The organism is Propionispora sp. 2/2-37 (assembly GCF_001298735.1).
In the GTDB taxonomy this organism is placed as follows: domain Bacteria; phylum Bacillota; class Negativicutes; order Propionisporales; family Propionisporaceae; genus Propionispora.
In genome coordinates this window covers 143,184-162,953 of record NZ_CYSP01000008.1, presented here as the reverse complement: position 1 = coordinate 162,953, position 19,770 = coordinate 143,184, and the positions used below count along the sequence as shown (strand labels likewise).

General features: G+C 40.4%; 20 protein-coding genes. 13 read left to right on the top strand and 7 right to left on the bottom strand.

Going from position 1 to position 19,770, the window contains the following annotated elements; translation table 11 throughout:
- Nucleotides 1-26: 26 nt before the first annotated feature.
- Nucleotides 27-338 carry a PTS sugar transporter subunit IIA gene (locus P22_RS10470; protein WP_054260177.1) on the top strand — a complete coding sequence of 104 codons (312 nt, stop codon included), beginning with the start codon at nt 27-29 and terminating at the stop codon, nt 336-338.
- A 101-nt stretch (nt 339-439) separates the two neighbouring features.
- Here the strand turns inward: P22_RS10470 and P22_RS10465 are convergent, their stop codons facing one another.
- The 4 genes from P22_RS10465 to P22_RS10450 form a co-directional block, all read right to left on the bottom strand.
- Nucleotides 440-784, bottom strand: coding sequence for a hypothetical protein (locus P22_RS10465; protein WP_235814617.1), 345 nt, complete (start codon nt 782-784; stop codon nt 440-442).
- A gap of 130 nt (nt 785-914) precedes the next feature.
- Nucleotides 915-1,934, bottom strand: coding sequence for a Gfo/Idh/MocA family protein (locus P22_RS10460; protein WP_054260175.1), 1,020 nt, complete (start codon nt 1,932-1,934; stop codon nt 915-917).
- Nucleotides 1,934-3,355 (bottom strand): sugar porter family MFS transporter, encoded by a 1,422-nt coding sequence (locus tag P22_RS10455; protein ID WP_235814616.1) that lies wholly within the window; start codon nt 3,353-3,355, stop codon nt 1,934-1,936. The genes P22_RS10460 and P22_RS10455 overlap by 1 nt, the downstream gene beginning before the upstream one ends.
- Before the next feature lie 237 nt (nt 3,356-3,592).
- Complete coding sequence (locus P22_RS10450; RefSeq protein WP_054260174.1) at nt 3,593-4,447, bottom strand: AraC family transcriptional regulator; 855 nt, start codon at nt 4,445-4,447, stop codon at nt 3,593-3,595.
- A 478-nt stretch (nt 4,448-4,925) separates the two neighbouring features.
- On the opposite strand from P22_RS10450, the gene P22_RS10440 reads away from it, so the two are divergent.
- The 6 genes from P22_RS10440 (at nt 4,926) to P22_RS10415 (ending at nt 11,861) form a co-directional block, all read left to right on the top strand.
- Nucleotides 4,926-5,651 (top strand): cysteate racemase, encoded by a 726-nt coding sequence (locus tag P22_RS10440; RefSeq protein WP_054260173.1) that lies wholly within the window; start codon nt 4,926-4,928, stop codon nt 5,649-5,651.
- Nucleotides 5,652-5,764: 113 nt separating this feature from the next.
- A complete protein-coding gene (locus P22_RS10435; protein ID WP_054260222.1) occupies nt 5,765-7,168 on the top strand; it encodes a DASS family sodium-coupled anion symporter in 1,404 nt (467 codons plus the stop codon).
- 50 nt (nt 7,169-7,218) lie between these two features.
- On the top strand, nt 7,219-8,649 hold the full coding sequence (locus P22_RS10430) for an aspartate ammonia-lyase (RefSeq protein ID WP_054260172.1): 1,431 nt from the start codon (nt 7,219-7,221) through the stop codon (nt 8,647-8,649).
- A 113-nt stretch (nt 8,650-8,762) separates the two neighbouring features.
- Complete coding sequence (locus tag P22_RS10425) at nt 8,763-9,659, top strand: LysR family transcriptional regulator (protein ID WP_054260171.1); 897 nt, start codon at nt 8,763-8,765, stop codon at nt 9,657-9,659.
- A gap of 319 nt (nt 9,660-9,978) precedes the next feature.
- Nucleotides 9,979-11,163 carry an SAM-dependent methyltransferase gene (locus P22_RS10420; protein WP_054260170.1) on the top strand — a complete coding sequence of 395 codons (1,185 nt, stop codon included), beginning with the start codon at nt 9,979-9,981 and terminating at the stop codon, nt 11,161-11,163.
- Between the two features lie 311 nt (nt 11,164-11,474).
- A complete protein-coding gene (locus P22_RS10415) occupies nt 11,475-11,861 on the top strand; it encodes an MBL fold metallo-hydrolase (protein WP_235814615.1) in 387 nt (128 codons plus the stop codon).
- Nucleotides 11,862-12,246: 385 nt separating this feature from the next.
- On the opposite strand, the gene P22_RS19930 is transcribed toward P22_RS10415, so the two are convergent.
- From P22_RS19930 to P22_RS10400, 3 genes are all read right to left on the bottom strand, one after another.
- A complete protein-coding gene (locus P22_RS19930) occupies nt 12,247-12,423 on the bottom strand; it encodes a ribbon-helix-helix domain-containing protein (RefSeq protein WP_069972803.1) in 177 nt (58 codons plus the stop codon).
- Nucleotides 12,424-12,560: 137 nt separating this feature from the next.
- A complete protein-coding gene (locus P22_RS10410) occupies nt 12,561-12,749 on the bottom strand; it encodes a ribbon-helix-helix domain-containing protein (RefSeq protein ID WP_054260169.1) in 189 nt (62 codons plus the stop codon).
- A 1,412-nt stretch (nt 12,750-14,161) separates the two neighbouring features.
- The gene (locus P22_RS10400) at nt 14,162-15,031 is read right to left on the bottom strand and encodes a LysR family transcriptional regulator (protein ID WP_054260167.1); all 870 of its coding nucleotides are present in this window, start codon (nt 15,029-15,031) and stop codon (nt 14,162-14,164) included.
- A gap of 124 nt (nt 15,032-15,155) precedes the next feature.
- On the opposite strand from P22_RS10400, the gene P22_RS10395 reads away from it, so the two are divergent.
- The 6 genes from P22_RS10395 (at nt 15,156) to P22_RS10370 (ending at nt 19,687) form a co-directional block, all read left to right on the top strand.
- The gene (locus tag P22_RS10395) at nt 15,156-15,413 is read left to right on the top strand and encodes a hypothetical protein (protein WP_054260166.1); all 258 of its coding nucleotides are present in this window, start codon (nt 15,156-15,158) and stop codon (nt 15,411-15,413) included.
- A 140-nt stretch (nt 15,414-15,553) separates the two neighbouring features.
- Nucleotides 15,554-15,808 carry a hypothetical protein gene (locus P22_RS21155; protein ID WP_235814614.1) on the top strand — a complete coding sequence of 85 codons (255 nt, stop codon included), beginning with the start codon at nt 15,554-15,556 and terminating at the stop codon, nt 15,806-15,808.
- A gap of 1 nt (nt 15,809) precedes the next feature.
- Nucleotides 15,810-16,211 carry a phenylalanine--tRNA ligase beta subunit-related protein gene (locus tag P22_RS21150; protein ID WP_235814613.1) on the top strand — a complete coding sequence of 134 codons (402 nt, stop codon included), beginning with the start codon at nt 15,810-15,812 and terminating at the stop codon, nt 16,209-16,211.
- 73 nt (nt 16,212-16,284) lie between these two features.
- Complete coding sequence (locus tag P22_RS10385) at nt 16,285-17,205, top strand: DMT family transporter (RefSeq protein WP_054260165.1); 921 nt, start codon at nt 16,285-16,287, stop codon at nt 17,203-17,205.
- Between the two features lie 892 nt (nt 17,206-18,097).
- Nucleotides 18,098-18,802, top strand: a complete 705-nt coding sequence (locus P22_RS10375) for a hypothetical protein (protein ID WP_054260163.1) — start codon at nt 18,098-18,100, stop codon at nt 18,800-18,802.
- A 198-nt stretch (nt 18,803-19,000) separates the two neighbouring features.
- Nucleotides 19,001-19,687: a DUF2971 domain-containing protein gene (locus P22_RS10370; protein WP_054260162.1), complete on the top strand. Its 687-nt coding sequence runs from the start codon at nt 19,001-19,003 to the stop codon at nt 19,685-19,687.
- Nucleotides 19,688-19,770: the final 83 nt, after the last annotated feature.

Below are 19,770 nucleotides of genomic sequence, written 5' to 3'. Positions count from 1 at the left end.
ACTTAAAAAAAGGGGCGGGAACTTTCATGGAAAATGTAGACCAAATTGCTTTTTCTCTGATTGCCGACGCAGGTGATGCACAAGAGCTAATGATGCAGGCGCTCGAATGGGCAAAGATGGGAAAATATGAGCAGGCTGATACCCTGCTGGCACGGGCGGAAGAGAAAATGCTGAAGGCGCATCGCGTGCAGACAGGGCTGATTAAAAAAGAAGCCGAAGGGGCGGAATTTCATTGTTCCGTTTTGATGATGCATGCAATGGATCATCTGATGAATGCGATGCTGGCAAAAAAGTTAATTCAGGAAATAATCTATCTTCACAAAACATACGAAAAATAACAGGTCATGAGGTGAGCGATGAGCAATTTGTCATCAATGACTATGGATAATGACAGAACTCCTGCAAGAATTGTAAGGTAAATTCTTGCAGGAGTTTTTAGTTACCTTTTTATGATGTTTATTTGTTTTTGCAAGTATTCAATTTGATCCTGGAGTTTTTTGATTTCGGATTTTAATTCCTGAGTGCTTTTTTTCTCTTCTTTCGCTTTTTCAGCATCTTTCTTTTCTTGTTGGGCATTTATGGCGTCATTAAGTAACGTCCGCTGGGAGGCAATGACAAACATTACCTGTGCCGTTTCAACAAGTCCATTAGCCAGAACATTAAGCTCATCAATGGTTAATGACTGGGAAACAGCAACACCTAAAGCATAGAAAAACAAGCTGGTTTCATCGGGGGTTATGTCGAAAAAAATTGATTCGTCCGGGACTAGTTTGAATTCTCCCAAGATATTCCACTCCGGCAGGTAGGAATTAATATTTCTACAACATATGCACTATAATTTATATTTGTGTATTTTTGTAACATCTCTTAAAGGTTTACAGTAGCTTTCGGAATAGTCCCGGTGTGCTTCTAACTTAATATGTTATCGGCAGCACTCTTCTTTTTCTATAAGCTTCCATGGTTGTAAACGCAATCTGGGTTGACTTAGTTCCATCGTAGACGGTAATGGCCGGTTTTTCTTTTTGCTGGATACAGCGGATGAACTCTTCCATTTCAAGACGGTACGCATCAGCGAACCTTTCAGGAAAACCACTGACACATTCTTTCACTGCTCCATGTTGATTATAAATCAGACAAAGATTTTTTTCCGGAACAGGACTGATACGTATACTTCCATCTGTCCCGATAATTTCTGTTTCCACATGATAGCCATGAGGCGCCGTTCTCCCCATATGTGCAAACGCAATAGCGCCATTAGCGCACTTATACATGGCAGCTCCGGTCTCATCATCGCCGACAGCCTGGAATTCTTTATGTTTAAAGGTAGTACCTGCAGCATAGACTTCTACCGGATCGGATTCTAAAAACCAGCGCATCAAGTCAATATCATGTATCGCCATATCAATAAAAATTCCACCGGATTTTGACGAAAAATTAATAGCTCCTTCGACTAAGGCCTCGGGATCAATACCGGTTGCTTTCAGCATGTAAGGCTTACCAATAGCTCCCTGTTTGATTTTTTCTTTGGCATAAGCATACGATGGATCAAACCTTCTCATGAATCCTAAAAAGAAAGTAAGTTCTGGATGGCGTTCAACGGCTTTTTCTGCCGTTTTACATTCTTCGATCGTTACTCCTAGCGGTTTATCCGTAAAAACATGCTTGCCCGCGTCAAGGGCGGCAGCAATCTGCCAACAATGTTGATCGCTTGTCGTCACAATAACTATCGCTTCCATAGCAGCATCTTTTAGCATCTCGTGAAAATCCGGATAAACCTTCTCTACACTCAACTCGTTTTTCGCATATTCCAATTCGCTGGGAACAATAGAACAGGCTGCCGTAAGTTCAGCATTGGGAATTTTAAAGGCAAGGTTTTTCGCATGTTCTTTTCCTAATCTGCCCAGCCCTGCTATGCCAACTTTAATTTTTTCCATTATAAAGTCTCCTCTAGCTGATGTTTTGTTTCCAAGTTTTTTTTACCATAATGATGCATGAAAAACTCCTCCAGCTTTTCCAAAGACTGCCCTTTTGTTTCCGGCAGACATTTGACGACAAACCAAACTGACAATACACTCATTAAAGCAAATGTAAAAAATGTATTCGCCAGGCCCACCTGTTCAAGCAAAATCGGAAATGTTAAGCCTACACAAAAATTGGCAATCCATAATACACAGACGGCAATCCCCATTCCCAGGCCCCGAAGCCTTAAAGGAAATATTTCGGAGATAATTAACCAGTTTACCGGTCCAATTAGCCCCTGGAAAAAAGCAAGATAAACGATAATCAATGACAGCATGATAAAAGGGAAATAGGCAGCAGTATGTAAAACATTCGAAGCCACTCCGATGAGAAAAAGAGTCACCGTAACTCCTGCTAACCCGGTAATAATCATTGGACGCCGTCCCACCCGGTCCATCATGCAAATTCCGCAGTACATAGCAACTAAAGAAATAAGCCCATTGGCTATATTGCCAATTAGTGCCGCTTCTGTACTTAGTCCGCAATTTTTAAGAATTTCTGTTCCATAATACATAATAGAATTTATCCCCGTAAACTGATTGATCAAGGCCATGCCAACACCCAACAATATCAAATATCTGACCCAGGGGATGCCTAAATCTTTAACTGTCATTTGCTGAACAACAGAGCCCTTTTCTATACTCTTTTTTATTTCAGCCACTTCATTTTCGGCTTCCTTTGGTGAGCGAATTTTTTCTAAAACTTCAGTCCCTTCCTGTACCCGGTTTTTACTAATTAGCCATCGGGGACTTTCCGGCATCCGAAGCATTCCTACTCCTAGAATAACCGCCGGAACAGCCGCTAGAGAAAGCATATAGCGCCAAACTCCGTCATTTTCCCCCCAGGTGATGCCAATAATAGCATTGCAAGTGAATGCAAGGAGCTGCCCCAAGACAATCATCAACTCGTTTTTCGTCACCACTTTGCCGCGCCGGTAGAAAGGAGAGATTTCAGCTAAATAGGTGGGGACATTTACCGAAGCTCCTCCCACCGCCAAACCAAGCATAAATCTGGAAACAACCATAACCGGTACGTTCGGAGACAGCGCGCAAGAAAGCGTGGCAACAAAAAACAGCAGGGAAAGCAGAATTAATGTTTTTTGCCTACCATACACGTCCGTAATTTTTCCAATAGCTATTGCCCCTGCTGCAGCGCCTAATTGCAAAATAGCCACAACCAATCCCTGGGTAAATGCAGTTAAATTCAACTGATCAGGCAGCGACATATAAGGCAATGCTCCATTGACTACGCCTGTATCATAACCAAATAGTAAACCGCCAAAGGTAGAGATAAAAATAATCAGCGATAAATTTTTATTTGGATGTTTATTTTGCATCATTTTCCTCCATTTAAGTATTTGCACATTTTTATTTATCAGAACGTTCTGTATATTAATAATAATCATAATATAATTTGCTGTCATTAACGCTATTTGCCCGGATATTTACACGGTTTGCCCAAATAAAAAGCAGGAATGTTTTCTATAAGAAGAGATCATCTATAGAAAATATTCCTGCTTTCCCAGGCCGAGATATAAAGATTATGTCGTCAGGGTTACCAGAGTAGTTCCCGTTTACAAATCAGAAAAAATGCTGCGAAATTTACTGGGCGTCAGATTTGTTGCTTTCTTAAATGCACGAATAAAATAGGATGAACTTTGAAAACCACTTTTTTTTGCTATATCCTCAATACTGTCGGAGGTTTCGCATAAAAGTTTTTTGGTATAAACCAATCGCATATTCAACAAATACAAATGTGGCGAAGTAAGCATGACCTTTTTGAATAACCTCGTAAAATAAAACAGACTGAAATTGACATGCTCGGCAATATCCGCAATCATGATCTGCCGGTGAAAATTCTCCTGCATAAAATGAATTGCCCTGTTTATCGCTATCATATTTTCACGTGAAGAGATAGTTGAAGCTAGCGGGGGAGTTGCTGCTTCACATAAAATATTGTAAATATTTCGCGAAACAAAGATTTCATTTTCGTCTTCAATTTTTATTGTCTCCATGATTTTGTCCACGTACCGATCTATTTTGAATGCTTTTGGACTTAAAAAATGTCCATTTCCATTTAATTTGTAAATATATTCTAAGATTGGTTTTATCGTATTGCCATTAAAATGAAACCATTTTACTTGTGCGGGGATTTCCGCCCAATAATGATTGGGCTCATGACAATCTAAAAGGACAAACTCATTTTCACTAGCAGTAAAATGCTGTCCGCGCAATTCAAAATGAACTTCCCCCCTGGTGATATACTGCAACATATAAGCATCCATATAGCTCCTTTTCACACGATAAGGAGCATCTAAATTATAGGTTGCCCCCCATAAAACATAAAAAAGATTGTTTTTGGCAAATAAGCTGGCAGAGCGAAAATATATCCCGTCTTTCCAAATGACACCCTTTTCCTCTTTTGGCATAGGCAACTCCCCATCTTTACAATATTTTTTAGAGGCTTTTTTCATTATTTATATTTTATAGTAAAGACAAAGTTGACCAAAACTAACATAAAAAATAATCAAAAAAATCAGTAATTTTATTGATATATTACCAAAAAGTGAAAGTGAAATCTACTTTTATTTGGATTAAAATGTCAATTGAAACAACAAAAGGAGTTGAACATCTTCCCGTTGCAGAACAAGAAGTACATGTCATGCTTATCGAACCTAAAACAACATTAAATACAGTAAATGAAAGAACAGTCGAAAAACTGGATACTATTTAGTTAACAACCTGGATATATCAGGTGAACAATATTAATGGACCCATGCTGCATGCTGTCAGCCTGGGTCCATTTTCGGTTGATAAAAAAAGTCTATTTTTAAATAGATACTTTTAATTTTTGTTCTGGCAGAATTTTTTGTAAAATAGAAAAGAGGCTTAAGGAGGTGATAGTAAATGCTTACAGTAGGAATACTGGGCGGAATGGGGCCGCTGGCAACCGTGGATTTATTCAAGAAAATTGTTGAATGCACACCGGCGGTTATCGATCAGGAGCATTTAAAAATGATTGTCTATAGCAATCCGCAGATTCCTTCCCGGATTGACGCCATTATGAGCGGCGCGCAAAGCCCTGAAAAAGAACTGATTCAGTCCGCGCAATTTCTGGAGAAAGCCGGAGCCGATATTTTAGTCATGCCCTGCAACACCGCTCATTTCTGGTACCAGGCCATTCAGGACAGCCTTAAGATTAAAATAATCAATATGATTGAAACCGCTGCCGAGTATGTCAAAAATCATTACGCTGCTGCCGGCCTGGGAAAAATAATGCTGCTTGCAACCGCTGCCACAGTGAAAGCAAAACTATATCAAACAGCCTTTGCCGCTAAAGGTTTTATCTTAATAGAACCTCAGCCGGACGAACAAAAAATTATATCCGGTGCAATAAACGAAACAAAAGCCGGCCTGCTGGCGCAAAACTCCTTCTTGCCAGCAATGCAGCAGCTCCTGCAAAAGTATCAGCAACTGGGAGTAAACTCATTTATTGCCGGCTGCACGGAAATGCCGCTAATCTTTGATCAGCTTTCCGGCAACTATCATGAGATTGACCCAACCAAATTACTGGCTCAGGAAGTCGTTAAACAAGCTTTGGCAGATTATATTGATACAACAGTCGGCCTTTAACGGCATCTGACAAATCTGATTGCTTGTTAATGTATACATAATTTTGTATACAAAATGCAGGAATTCTGTGTTCATCGTCTAATTAAATAATGAGCTTAAGAGGTGTTTCTATGATGGCCAATAAAGCCACCAAAGGTATCTTATGCCTGTTGATGGGGGTAATAATCTGGTTTCTGCCGATACCTGACGGAGTAAAACCGGATGCCTGGCATCTGCTGGCAATTTTCACCGCAACTATCCTTGCTTTTATTTTGCAGCCGGTACCAATTGGCGCAGCCTCGATCATGGGATTGACCGTTGTTGTTATTACCGGCGTTCTCAAGCCAGGTCAGGCCCTCGAAGGGTTTAGCAATACCGTGATATGGCTGATTGTTGCAGCATTTATGTTTGCCAAAGGCTTTGTCAAAACCGGATTAGGCCGAAGAATTGCTTATCTCTTAATGAGCCGTTTTGGCGACAGTACGCTAAAACTTGCCTATACTTTATCGGCAACTGATTTTATCGTAGCGCCGTTTACACCGTCCAATACCGCCCGGGGCGGCGGCATTATCTACCCGATAACCCGCAGTTTATGTTCGGCATTTGGCTCCGAGCCCGGAACTTCGGCCGGAAAAGTCGGAAAATTTCTAATGCTGAGCGCCTATAACAGTGTGATTATTTCCGCTTGCATCTTCCTTACCGGAGCTTCAAATAATGTCGTTGTTGTTAAACTGACCCAGGAACTGTTCGGCCGGACAATTGCCTGGTCACAATGGTTTATTGCCTGCATTATCCCCGGCCTGGCTTGTAGCATGATTATACCCTATATCCTATATAAGATATATCCGCCGGAGTTAAAACAAACCCCGGAGGCCAAACAACTGGCCCGGGAAGAATTGTCCAAAATGGGCATCATGACCCGTAATGAAAAATTGCTGCTTTGCATCTTTACCATAGCTTTGCTGCTCTGGGCCACCAGCTGCATTACCGGTTTTGATCCGGCCTTTGTTGCGCTACTGGGCCTGTCGCTGATGCTGATTGTCAAAGTTCTTGACTGGACGGATGTGTTGGAGGAAAAAGGAGCCTGGGACGTATTGGTCTGGATGGGAATTTTGGTTAATATGGCCGCTTATTTGGCCAAACTTGGTCTTATTTCCTGGTTTGCCCAACTTGTGTCAGGCTATCTGTCCGGCATTTCCTGGTTTGCTGTTTTACTCTTACTATCACTTGTTTATGTTTTCATTCATTATGGCTTTGCCAGCAATACCGCTCATGTTATGGCTCTGTTCGGCGCTTTTGCCATTGTTGCGGTAGCTGCCGGAGCACCCGTACTGCTTACGGCAATTTTACTGGGGGTCTTTGCCAACAGCTGTTCCACCTTAACTCACTATGCCTGCGGAGTTTCGCCGATTTTCTTCGGTTCAGGCTACATTACGCAAAGCGAGTGGTGGCGTTTGGGGTTTGTCATTACCATTATTCATTTACTTATTTGGGTTTTGATTGGCATTCCCTGGATGAAAGTTGTCGGCATCTGGTAATATACCGGGCTTTCCCAATGATCAATATAAATTACAGGAGGAATTCACCGATGCGTTACGAACATGATTTTTTAGGAGAAATGAGCATACCTGACGATGTGTATTATGGCGTGCAAACCCTCCGGGCAATGGAGAATTTTAAAATCACCCGCCAGAAAGTGGATCCCGTCTTTATTCAGGCCTTAGCCGTGGTTAAAAAAGCAGCTGCCAAAGCCAATATGTTCACAGGGCGGTTGGATAAAACAGTTGGTCAGGCGATTGTTGCTGCGGCCGATGAAGTCATTGACGGCAAACTCCATGACCAGTTTTGCGTCGACCCGATTCAGGGAGGTGCCGGCACTTCCTTTAATATGAATATAAATGAAGTCCTCGCCAACCGCGCCTTAGAATTGATTGGCGATGTCAAAGGCAACTATGGACGCATTTCGCCTAATAACCATGTCAATATGGCCCAATCGACCAACGATGCCTTCCCAACAGCCGTCAAAATATGCGCTGCCCGCAAAGGCCGCCTTCTCGTAACTGCATTGTTAAGCCTGTCAGCCGCACTTGATAAAAAAGGCCGGGAATTTATCAGCGTGTTAAAAATGGGACGGACACATTTGCAGGATGCCGTGCCAATCACATTGGGGCAGGAGTTTGCTGCTTACGCCGCCTCTGTCCGCCGGGGTGCCGAACGTATTGATCACGCTTTGCTCAGCCTGCGCAAGGTAAACATGGGAGCTACTGCCGTCGGTACCGGTTTAAACGCGGAACCCGAGTATATCAGAGAAGTGGTCAAACAATTAACGCAAATAACCGGTATCCCCTTTGCAACAGCGGAAAATCTGGTTGATGCTACTAACAACACCGATGCTTTTGCCGATGTTTCCGGTGCTATGAAAATAACCGCGCTGTCTTTAATTAAAATAGCCAATGACTTCCGGCTGATGGCCTCCGGACCCCGCTGCGGAATCAACGAACTGTTGCTGCCGGCCCGTCAGCCCGGTTCATCAATCATGCCCGGTAAAGTGAATCCGGTTATCCCGGAAGTTTTAAATCAAACCTGCTATCAGGTGATCGGCAACGATTTGGCCGTTTCCCTTGGCGTTGAAAACGGTCAGTTTGAATTAAATGTTATGGAACCCGTAATGGCTTTTAATATCTTTAATTCGATGACTTATCTGACCAATGCTGTTGATACCTTTAACAAATTATGTGTACAAAACGTGCAGGCCAATACCGCTCAGTGCCAGGCATGGCTCGAAGGCAGCGTTGGTATTGTTACCGCCCTGCTGCCTCATATCGGTTACGAAAAAGCTTCACTGCTTGCTAAAGAAGCCTATAATACCGGCAAGCCGGTTCGGGAAATCATTTTGAATCAAGGGTTGCTGACCAAGGAAGCCCTGGAAGTTATTTTATCGCCGGAGGAAATGACCCAGCCGGGAATTGCCGGTAAAAAGCTGCTCCAGGAAAAAGGCCCGATCGCCCGGTTAGCCTGATTCTTAGCAGGCTGATAAAGTTCGCCGTTAAATCGATGTGTGTGTTATCCAAGCCACATACTCATTTAGCGGCGAATTTTATGTGTACAATAAAATACCGGAGGTACCTTCATGTGGATCTAAGATTGCTCAAATCATTTTTATTAGTAGCCAAGCTCCTAAATATTACGAAAGCGGCGGAACAGCTCGGTTTTTCACAGCCGGCCGTTACCGCTCAAATCTATAGTCTTGAAGAGGCTTTTCATGTCCGATTGTTTAAACGAAACGGCAAGAGGCTAAGCTTGACTGAAGCCGGAAGCTCAATGATCACTTATGCTGAACGCCTGGTTAGCCTGTGGGAAGAAACCAGGAATGTCATGTGTTCCTTTGAGCACAGCACGGAAACCATTCGCTTAGGCGTATCAACACAAATGATCAACTATTTCTTACCCGATATTTTAGCTGAAACCCAGTCCCAAATGCCGCAAACTTGTATCAGTATTGAAGTCTGTATGAGTACCCAGAAAGTCCTCGAAGGAATCCTGGAGCACCGCTATGACCTTGGCTTTATTCATGGCGACAACAGCTATGAACCCATTTGTCAGCACGGTATCTGGATTGAGGATGTCTTATGGGTGGCAAGCAGCAATTATATTAAGAATCATAGCAATAAAGTCAATTTAAGTAAAGACCTGCTGATCAACTACACCAAGGGAACGGTTTTTCGTCAAAAGTTCGATGAAACCGTTGGCCCCATCGAACTTCAGTCTCCCATTGAATACAGTGATTCAGCGGCGATAAAGCGAGCAGTCATTGCCGGACTGGGTATTTCCTATCTGCCCGGAACATTGGTCAGGGAAGAGATCGAGCGGGGAGTATTAGGCATTCTGGAGCAAGGTCCCCGCATGCAGTTGAAAATATCACTGATCCATCACCAGGAACAGTCGTTTAGTCTGCCGATGTATTCGCTGTTATGCGTTTTGGCACAACAGGCCGACGCGGCTAAAAGTTTGAAAGATCTGATAGTATAATTGTCATTTCATTGCCAAAAGGGCTGTCGCCAGCGATTTTTTCTACCGCTGCGGCGGTTTTTTTATCTTTTGGACAGACCGATAATCTTGCCGTGATTCGGTACGCTCGTATTTCGCAGCCTGGATCAGATTTTCGCCTCCGGATCCAACAAATCTTTAGAGTTTCCTGTTGCTGCCGCATACCAGCGCCTTTAATTCTCCCTTGAGTTGTTTTTACAAATTATTCTAGAAAAGTTGACTGATAGTTCTTGTTCCGGAAGGGAAGAATATGGGCACTGCGTATAAACAAATAGCATACGGACAGTGGGGAGGCCCATCAATGAAAAAAACGTTTGTCAAGTCATTGTTTGAGAAAATTCAACATGGTGGATTGGAGGTAGTCTATTGGGATGGAGAGAAGGTAAGCTACGGAGATAAAACACCTTATTTTACATTAATTTTTAAGAAAGAGCCGCCTGTTAACTTCAAGATCGAAGACCCCATGGTTGCTTTGGGCGAAGCCTATATGGACGAGATAATTGACTTCCAGGGCCGCCTGGATGATGCCTTGCAAATAATGCACGACAACCAGCAATATTTTACCACGGGCAATTTGACGACAAGTTTAATGGCGAAAATAGTCAATGGTGTAGCCGATAAATTGCAGCAAAAACATAATATTGAACATCACTATGATCTGGGTAATGATTTCTTTTCCTTATGGCTCGATGAAACGATGAACTATTCCTGCGCTTATTTTAAAACACCGGAAGACTCATTACACCAGGCCCAACTGCAAAAGCTAGACCATATTTTAAAAAAACTTGACCTGAAACCGGGCGAGAGACTGCTGGATATTGGCAGTGGCTGGGGCTGGCTTATTATCAAAGCGGCCAGGGAGTACGGTGCCAAAGCCCTCGGTATTACGCTGAGTGAAGAACAATATCGCGGTACGCGAGAACGAATCGCAAGCCTGGGGTTGTCGGACCAAGTCGACGTACAAGTTGTTAATTACCTGGATTTAGATGAGAAACAGCTTCAATTTGATAAAATCGTCAGTGTGGGGATGTTTGAACACGTCGGCAAGGAAAACCTGCCCAAGTATATGGCAAAGATAAATCAATTGCTGACTCCCGGAGGCTTGTCTTTGCTCCATACCATCACCCATACTACCGAAGATGTACCGAATAATACTTGGATGAAAAAATATATCTTTCCCGGCGGTTATGTTCCTTCGCTGCGGGAAACCATGTGGCTGTTGCCTGAATACGATTTTCACTTGTTGCATACCGAGAGCCTGCGGATGCATTATGCCATGACCCTTGATCGCTGGTATGAAAATTTTACTCGCCATATTGATTTAATAAGGAAGAAATTTGGCCGGCGTTTCGTGCGGATGTGGAGTCTCTATCTGCAAGGCTGTGCAGCCTCTTTCCGTATTTCCGGACTGAATGTTCATCAAATTTTATTTTCTAAAGGGCTCAATAATGATTTGCCGCCGACTTTAGAGCATATCTATCGTTAGGTATTGATTAAGTTTTGATTATTAACTATATGATTTTTGTGTTATCAATTTACAGTTTCCATCAAAAACAACCAGGTCCTTCCGTTCATGATAAAGCTGTATATTAATAAATTGACGTGGATACTATTTTCACGTCAATTTTATGTTTTATATGGCTGAATAGAAGAACATAATAATGAAGAATAAGCAGAATATGGAGGTTTTCAGTGAATTTGGGGAGAAACTGGAAGCAACATAGGATCACGTCATGGCAATAACATAGCAATAAATATTTAGCAAGCTTGCCGGATCAGAAGGAGAAGATAGTTACGTTGCCGGAACCTAGTGAGACAGGAAATAGTATAATATTTTTTAGCGGTGATGGTGCCTATGGCCCGCACTTTAAGCTAATTGGCGATAAATATGGACCGTTTGACATCACTTTTATGGAATGCGGCCAGGCAAACGCCTTGTTTGGCCAGATTCATATGGTTCCGGAAAAGGCGGTGCAAGCACAGATTGATCTTAAGGGACAACTTATGGTGCCGATTCATTGGGGCATGTTCAGTCAGTCCAATCCTAACTGGACCAGCCAGGTGGAACGGCTGATTATTGAAGCGCAAAAAAAGGATGTACAGGTAGTCACGCCAATGATTGGCGAAGTAGTTACCATTGGCGACAACAACTCCAACCGTCAATGGTGGAGAGATTACAAGTAGAATGAAGAGATTGTTCAAATACCAGAAGCAGACTGCGTTATTGTGGAAACGCCGGTACAGGAGTAGTAAAGAGCCGGAGTTATTGACATTCTTAGAGAGCGAAAAAATCTGTCGATAACCCCGATATATATTTTGGCAGTCTCCGGTCTGATTTGCCAGGACTTAGGAATTCCTTGCACAGATTGTGTTCGTTCAATTTGATTATAATAAATATTAAAAACAGAGAATAGGGAGATAGAAAAAAGACCATGTAGCTACATGGCCTTTTTGTGGATACGAGTACGAATAAACATTTCCAATTTAACGAACCCCTTTTATTCTGTATGGGCTGGGAATCTTACCCCGCCATGGAGGAATTCCCACCCAAACCCTCATTATTAATGCTTTACTTAACTTGAGTTTTCCTTTTTTTGTGCTTCTTTAATAAATCCTCGATGGCTTCATCCAGAAGCCTAGTTTTGGGGATACGGGTCTCTTGCGCAAGTTCATTAAATTGTTCCAGAAGTTCATTTTTTAACGAAGAAGTAAATCTCGTCCGATAACGTAAATAGGGTTCTGCCATCTATTTTCCTCCAATGTTGATATTCAATTATAGTGTATTAGATAAGCTATATTAATGTAATTGGTTGTATATAGTTGCATATAGTGACTATATATTGTATATTTGTATTAACTGCTCTTAAAATCAAGAAAAGCTTATTACCGATTTTCTTCTTCCTCAGTTTTAATTTTCATACCATGTTTTACTAATAAATCAGTAAGGGCTTCATCCATCAACCAACTTTTCGGCTGTCTTTTCTGTGCTGCTAACTTAAAAAATGCATCCAGAATTTCATTTTTTATAGAAGTTGTAAACCGTCTGCGATATTTTAGATCATTATAGGCCATTTTAACATTTCCCTCCCGGCTTTTAGCAGGCTCTAAAGGGATTGTACCTTTTAAGTAAACTTAATATAATTGACGTAAGGTAGCTTAAGTTTAAGATATAAGCGTGGAAAAGGGTGAAAATACCATGTCTTTTAGCAAATTAAAACAGGAAAAAACACTTACTTTCCAAATGAACGATAAAACTTATGAATGCGTTCAACTGCCAGTTGATTGCCAATTATTGTATGAAGGAAATAGTAAGAATTATTATTTGTTAGTAGACCAATCTTTGTATGAAGCTGACAATGAACGAGGCATATTTTCTTTCAGATACCTGAGAGAAATACATAAATAAAAACCGGCTTTGGGAGAGCGGTTGAAGCGGGAATATAATATTCCATTTATTTGATCTGTCTGTAATACAAAAAGATGGCTTTACTGTACAAAAATCATTCATAGGCAAGAATGTCCGCAAATCATTGATACCTATTACTTGCCTATAGTTGAAACGCCAGTCAATATATCGATATGGGCTATAGAAAATGAAGATTACTGCATGATGCTATTACCTGATGAATGATATGACAGTGATAAAGAACTCAGGGACAGGGATTTTGTTTTCATCACTTCTTGTGCGCCGAAACAATATGCCTGCCCCCGTGTTTTGTCGCGGTAGTCAAAGCAGAATCCTACGATCAGCAAATCGTCGAGCAAGCCATGCAGGAATTGCTTGTTCATTTAGGCGGAATAGAAAAGTTCATACAACCAGGTGATAGAGTCTTAGTAAAGCCGAACATGTTAGACGCTGCAGACAAAGCGTCCGGGAGAACTACCCATCCGCTGGTAGTTCCCTAAATACCTTTTCAGATGCTTAAATATCATGTTATGGACTATAGAAGACTATTCCGTAGCATGACATACTATGTTCATTAAGTAATAAGTTCATTTAATATTAGCCTGGGAGAACCGTACTATGGTAACGGTTCTGGAATGTCTTCAAGTCTTGTAGTTTCAGGGCTTGAGGGCTTCTTTTTTTGTATGATTTTCAAACAAAGGAAAAAACTGCCCTGTTCGCCCTGCTGATTCATGAGAATCTGGCTAGTTGAGAGTGTTGTTGTTCTGTTGGATTGCCTTCATTTCAAATTGATGATTGCACCATCATTCCAGAGTAGTCTGCAAAAAGAACTCTAAAAGTACAAAAATGAGAAGGATTAAACTACGGGATGTTTTGAAAGAAAACCTACCAGCAGATGAAATGAAGTTGATAGGTCTTCTTGGCATGGGGTTGCTTGCGAAAGGAGTGTGACGAATGCTAAAAACGACTTAAGTGAGAAGATTCAAGGTTTGGCTTTACTTATGGAAGTTACTTTATGATTCGTACTAATTTATTTCGTAATCTGCTTTTGATGACGAAACGCTTATCTATACACTTTTTAACAAGTTAATCGATCTACAGCATATTTGACAAATCGTTTAACCGCCGGAGATGTATTTTCCAACGATGGAAGTGCGATACCCAATGTAATCTGTTGTGGGGGGGTAAGCGGAAGTTTTACAACATCACATTGCCAATTGCGCGTGATCAACTCATTCATAATACTCATTCCTAACCCTTGTTCAATCATAGCCATAGTAGCGAAATTTTCTAACGTAGAAAATTGGATGCTCGGATTTAAATTGTTATCTTGAAACAGTGCAACTACATCAACATCACGTCCAAGCGCAGGCATGATAAAACGCTCATATTCACAATTTTGAAGCGGGTACGATGCTTCTGCGGCAAGTGGATGTGTTTTCGGCAATACGGCCAGCATTTGATCTTCAGCAAGCGGTATCCAGTCATAGGGCATCGGGTCTTTGTAACTCAAAAAGGCCACATCTGCAATTTTTTCATCTAGCCATTTAGTTACTTCCTGCCGTATCCCTTCCATCAGTTTGATTTGGATTTGCGGATAATCCTCTTGAAAAGCCCGAATAACACTTGGTAGCCAGTGTGTTGCAATACTGGAGTATGCAGCGATTGTAATGCTGCCTATCAGAAGGCCATTCATTTCAGCCGCAAGTTGGTAAATGCGATTTTCCTGCAAAAGAAATTCCCGCACAGCAGGCAAAATTTTTTCTCCATTCTCAGTTGGTATTACCCCTTTTTTATTTCGGCGCAGCAGAGAAAAACCTAGTTCGTTTTCAAGGGCACTGACAAGTTGACTTACGCCGGAGGGAGTATAATTCAAAACTTCTGCCGCCTTTGAAAAACTTCCAGCCTCAACAGCGGCCAAAAACGCCTTGCATCTTGCGCTCTCCATAAGCTCTCCTTTTAAGTTATACTAAATATAGATTATACAAATCTTAGTTTTACTTTATGATAAGTTTATTCTACAATGGGGCCAAGGAAAACACAATGCTTTTGCTGTAGGAGCGTACAGAAATATGAAGTCTTTTGATATTGAATTGGTTGGAAAAATTGGTTCAATGGCCCTAATACGGAAGGCGGAACAAGATATTGACTACAACGTATTTAGTCGTATTGGACGGGAACTACAGCCGGGAATGATTTGGGTTAGTTCCGGTGCGGTAGAAATTGGTCGTTTGGATTATATCAAGCGCACAGGCCGGGACCTGGAAGGCTACAGCATAAAAGAAGTACTTGCCGGCAACTGTCTCCGGACAGTATTCCAAATCAGATAATACAAAGTATTTTGAAGATTGGCGAGAGTAATTATCAACTGAATAAAGGGGCCAGAATAAAGAGATAACGGGCAATGTTTATTACCAGATGTATCTCTATCCTTGAAATAACATGGAAAACAACAATTGGGAGGACAACAATGAAAATATCTATATCTGATGAAATCAAAACATTATGTCCGGGAACCGCACTTGGCTTTTTGCACTACAAAATAACTGTGGAGTCCAGCTCTGCCAAACTTTTTGACATTTTTGACAGTTCTATTGCTAAATTATCCGAAGGATATACATTGGATGCTATTGTCAAAATTCGCATATCGCGGCTACCCGTCAGGCATATAAGGCGCTTGGAAAGTCACCCCATGAGTACCGTAATGCGGCAGAAGCCATGCTGAGATGGATTGTAAAGAACTCTCAGAGCTATATCATATCAATAATGTTGTGGAAGTCAATAACCTGATCTCCGTTTCCTCCGGTTACTCCATTGGCTCCTATGATTTAGGCGAGCTGAAAGGGGCTGTTGAACTACGACGCGCAGAAGATAGTGCTCGTTACGATGGCATTGGAAAGGGCAGCGTGAATATTGAGTATCTCCCTGTTTTGTATGATGATCTTGGGCCGTTTGGCAATCCAAGTAGCGACGGCCGCAGGGCAATGATACAAAGTGGCAACCGAGATATTATTTCAATTCTTTATTCTTTTGACGGAAGTGAGGGACTCAAGCCATGGATAGAGCAGTTTTCTAGGAACTTGGAACAGTACTGTGGGGTCAGAGGTATTGAAATATGGATCGTGTAATGTGCGCTGCCAGTATCTGCAAAGTAAAGGTGGAAGCGTATAAAAAGGCATAATCGGAAGGGAGTATCTTTTAATGAGAGTATTACAAAACGAAGAGTTCGAGGGATATTTACAGGTTTTTATTGCCGGTGTATTATGGGGATGCATCGGTCCTTTTATTCAGTTGATGGAGCAATATGGGTCATCATTTGTATTTACAAGCTTCCTTCGTATGGCCTTTTCCTTCGTTATTCTCGCGGTAATTACCATCACAAAGTTTGGTTTTTTTTCTCTCCGTGTAAGCAAAAAGACCCTACTATTCTGTGCGCTTTTAGGCATTGTTTGCCATGGAATCTATAATGTGTTTTATAGCATAGCCGTCACCTTGACCGGCGTGACGGTGAGTGCCGTTTTGATGAATACTGCTCCGGTTTTTACTACCGTCTTTTCTTACTTTTGGTTACGCGAAAAAATCACATGGATAAAATCTGCTGCAATGATTGTAAATATCATGGGGTGTACTTTAGCTGCAACTGGCGGAAAGTTTGATGTAATGCTTTTCTCGCTGATCGGGGTTCTGTGTGGAATAGCATCGGGTTTCTGTTATGGCATGACCGCAATCATCGGAAAATTGGCCGGAGAAAAAAGCAATGCCTTTGTTATCAGCACATATAGCTATCTGTTTGCTGCAGTCTTCCTCGTTGTTTTTATGAATCCCTGGGGACAAGCTGTTCCTCTGAACGAGAGTGTGCTTCTATTAGGATTCCTCTATGCTTTGATACCAACTGCAATCGCCTATATTTTCTATTATCAGGGTCTGCAAAAAATCACAGAGAGCAGCAAGGTACCTGTGATTGCGTCGGTTGAAGCAGTCGTTGCAGCGGTCATTGGCGTTGCGATCTTTAGAGAGCAGGTAGATATGGCGAATATTATCGGTATCTTTCTGGTAATAGGATCAATTATGTTAATGAATCATAGAACACACTCCGAAATAAGCAATACTAGCAGTGAATAATTATTGCGGCAGGCGGTATTTGGAAAAAAACAGACATTTGACAAATTGTTGTCTAAGGTATTGACTCTTAAACAGTCCTTATAATAACAGCGACATCTCAATATACGAGATATCGCTATTATTTTTTTTTCTTCAATTGGCATGAAAAACTTAACTAAAAAATATAGGGACAGGGATTTTGTTTTTATCACCTCTTGTGCACCGAAACAATATGCTTGTCCCCGTGTTTGTTTCAAAATTTGCAATGGCAATTGCAGGAGCATCATAAGGAGTTTAATCCAATACCAGAAGACGTTAGCTATTAAAGAAAAAGAGCTGATAAAACATCAACATGCCATAGAACGGTTATATGAAATGCGGGAAGAGGACAGTTTTGATAAAATTGCTTTTCTGGAACGGAAAAACTCACGCGAAGAGCAAATTCAAGCTTTGAAGCACGAAATTGGCGGTTTGAAGCTGATTATTCGGAACAGAGCAGTATTCCTTTATTGGAGAAGTTGAAGCAAAAAATTAAGGTATTTAAAGAAAAATGGCGGCATTTAGAGAGCGTACAGGAACGAAATAGGCTGTTGAAGCGGATTGTGGGGAAGATCACGTATAATCGGGAAGCAAATAATGTGTATTTGGGGATTCAATATAACTGATAAAGCGTTAATCTTGTTATGTTATAGTAGATTTTAAAGGATTTTAAAAATGCATGACGAATTAACTGTTCAGGTAATTTACTATAGAAACCTGCCTTTTACGGCGGGTTTTCTTGTTATTTGGAGCAATTCGACAAGAAATGATAGAATGTAGTAGTGAGAGTAAGTTGTTTAATCAAGAAATTGGTAGCGATATTCCATGAACATCAAGAGGCTGTATAGAATTAAAGAAATCGGGGGAATCTGCTTTGGATAAAAAGGAATTTTTTAAAATTTTGATTACATCTTTTATTACGATGATTTTTACTACTGGTGCCACGACAGTTGCAACTTACTTTCTTAATAATGATCAATTTGAAAAAAATCGTAAATTGATGCTTGACCAATTAGATAAAACTCACGAAGAATGGGTAAAGCAAAATACAATTACTGTAAATCAGGAAAAACAAAAATATCAGTCTGAATTGTTTTACAAGTTAATTGAATTGAATGCAAGAATTGATGGATTAAGAACAAATTTTGCTATAACAACTATATTCTTCTTAAATAGAGCTAGGGCAGAAGCTTACTCCAACTCTCCTAAACTAGTAGATTATTATAATAATTATTTGGACACTTATCGAAAAATTGAAATTGATTCAATGGAACAATACAAAAGCGATAAAGCAAAATTTAAATCATTACTTGAGTCTGTTCGGCAAGAATATTCAAGAGAAAATATTCCCGCAATTTCAAAAAATGTTGATTGGGTAAATCAAGAAGTAGATAATTTCTATCCCCAAATTGAATCTAAAGTATTAATTGACAATTATGTAAATCGCATTAAATCTGGTGTAGATGAAAATAACGCAAATGAGCAACTGAAAAAAGAATTTTATGAACAATGCAATGCTAATTACAAACTCTCTGAAGCATTTAATTCGTTTAAAGCTTCTTTGGATATGGTAAGATAAGTATGACGAAATAATGCAGTTGATCAAAGTGAGCAGAATACCGAGTAAAAGCCTAAGTATGTGATTATTATTTAGGGAGGATTTATTGTGAACGAATAGGATGAATACGATAAAAAGGAAAAAATTTATCGATACTTGGATTTCATCAAATTCACCGATTTACTATCTAAATCTATATTGTATTTCTCAAGGGCAGATATGCAAAATGATAAATTTGAGGGTTCATTAAGTGAAGTCAATATGTTACAAAGAAAATATATGCCATATGGCTTTGAAGAAGAGGAAACTCCAGAGTTTTACGCAAATTTAAAGAAGTTATTCTTAATAAGCTGTTGGCACAGATCAAGTATAGAATCCTATGCCATGTGGAAAATTTATTCTAATGATGCCCAAGGGGTTGCTATTGAAACTACGATTGACAATTTGCATGATAGTTTTATCTGTAATGATGAGCATTTAAGAAAAACACCTTCCGATAAATGGGGGAAGGAAGAGATGTTAACTCATGAAATAATTCCCGGTAATGTTATTTACTATGATGGCAGGTATAAGGATATTCCAGATGGATATCCTTATAAATTTAGGCGCTTTTTTTATAAACAAAAATTCTTTGAGTATGAAAAAGAGCATCGATTAATAATTAATGGAGAAAGAATATGGTTAATGGTAAAAAATGATCCTCAAAATGATTATATTACTGAATATGGTTTTATGAATAATGGCGAAAGTTTAAGTGTTGATGTAAAAAAATTAATAAATAAAGTTATTGTTTGCCCAAATGCCCATCCATGGTTTATTAAGTTAGTAATTGATATAGTAAAGAAATATGGTCTTGATGAGAAAATTGTTCAAGAATCTATGATGAGTAAAGCACCATATAGTTAAAAAAAGCGCTTCTAAAAGATAGGGATTTTAAAGAAAGATGAGGAGGATGTTCCTATTTTGTCATGCGATGTCTAGAGTAGTCT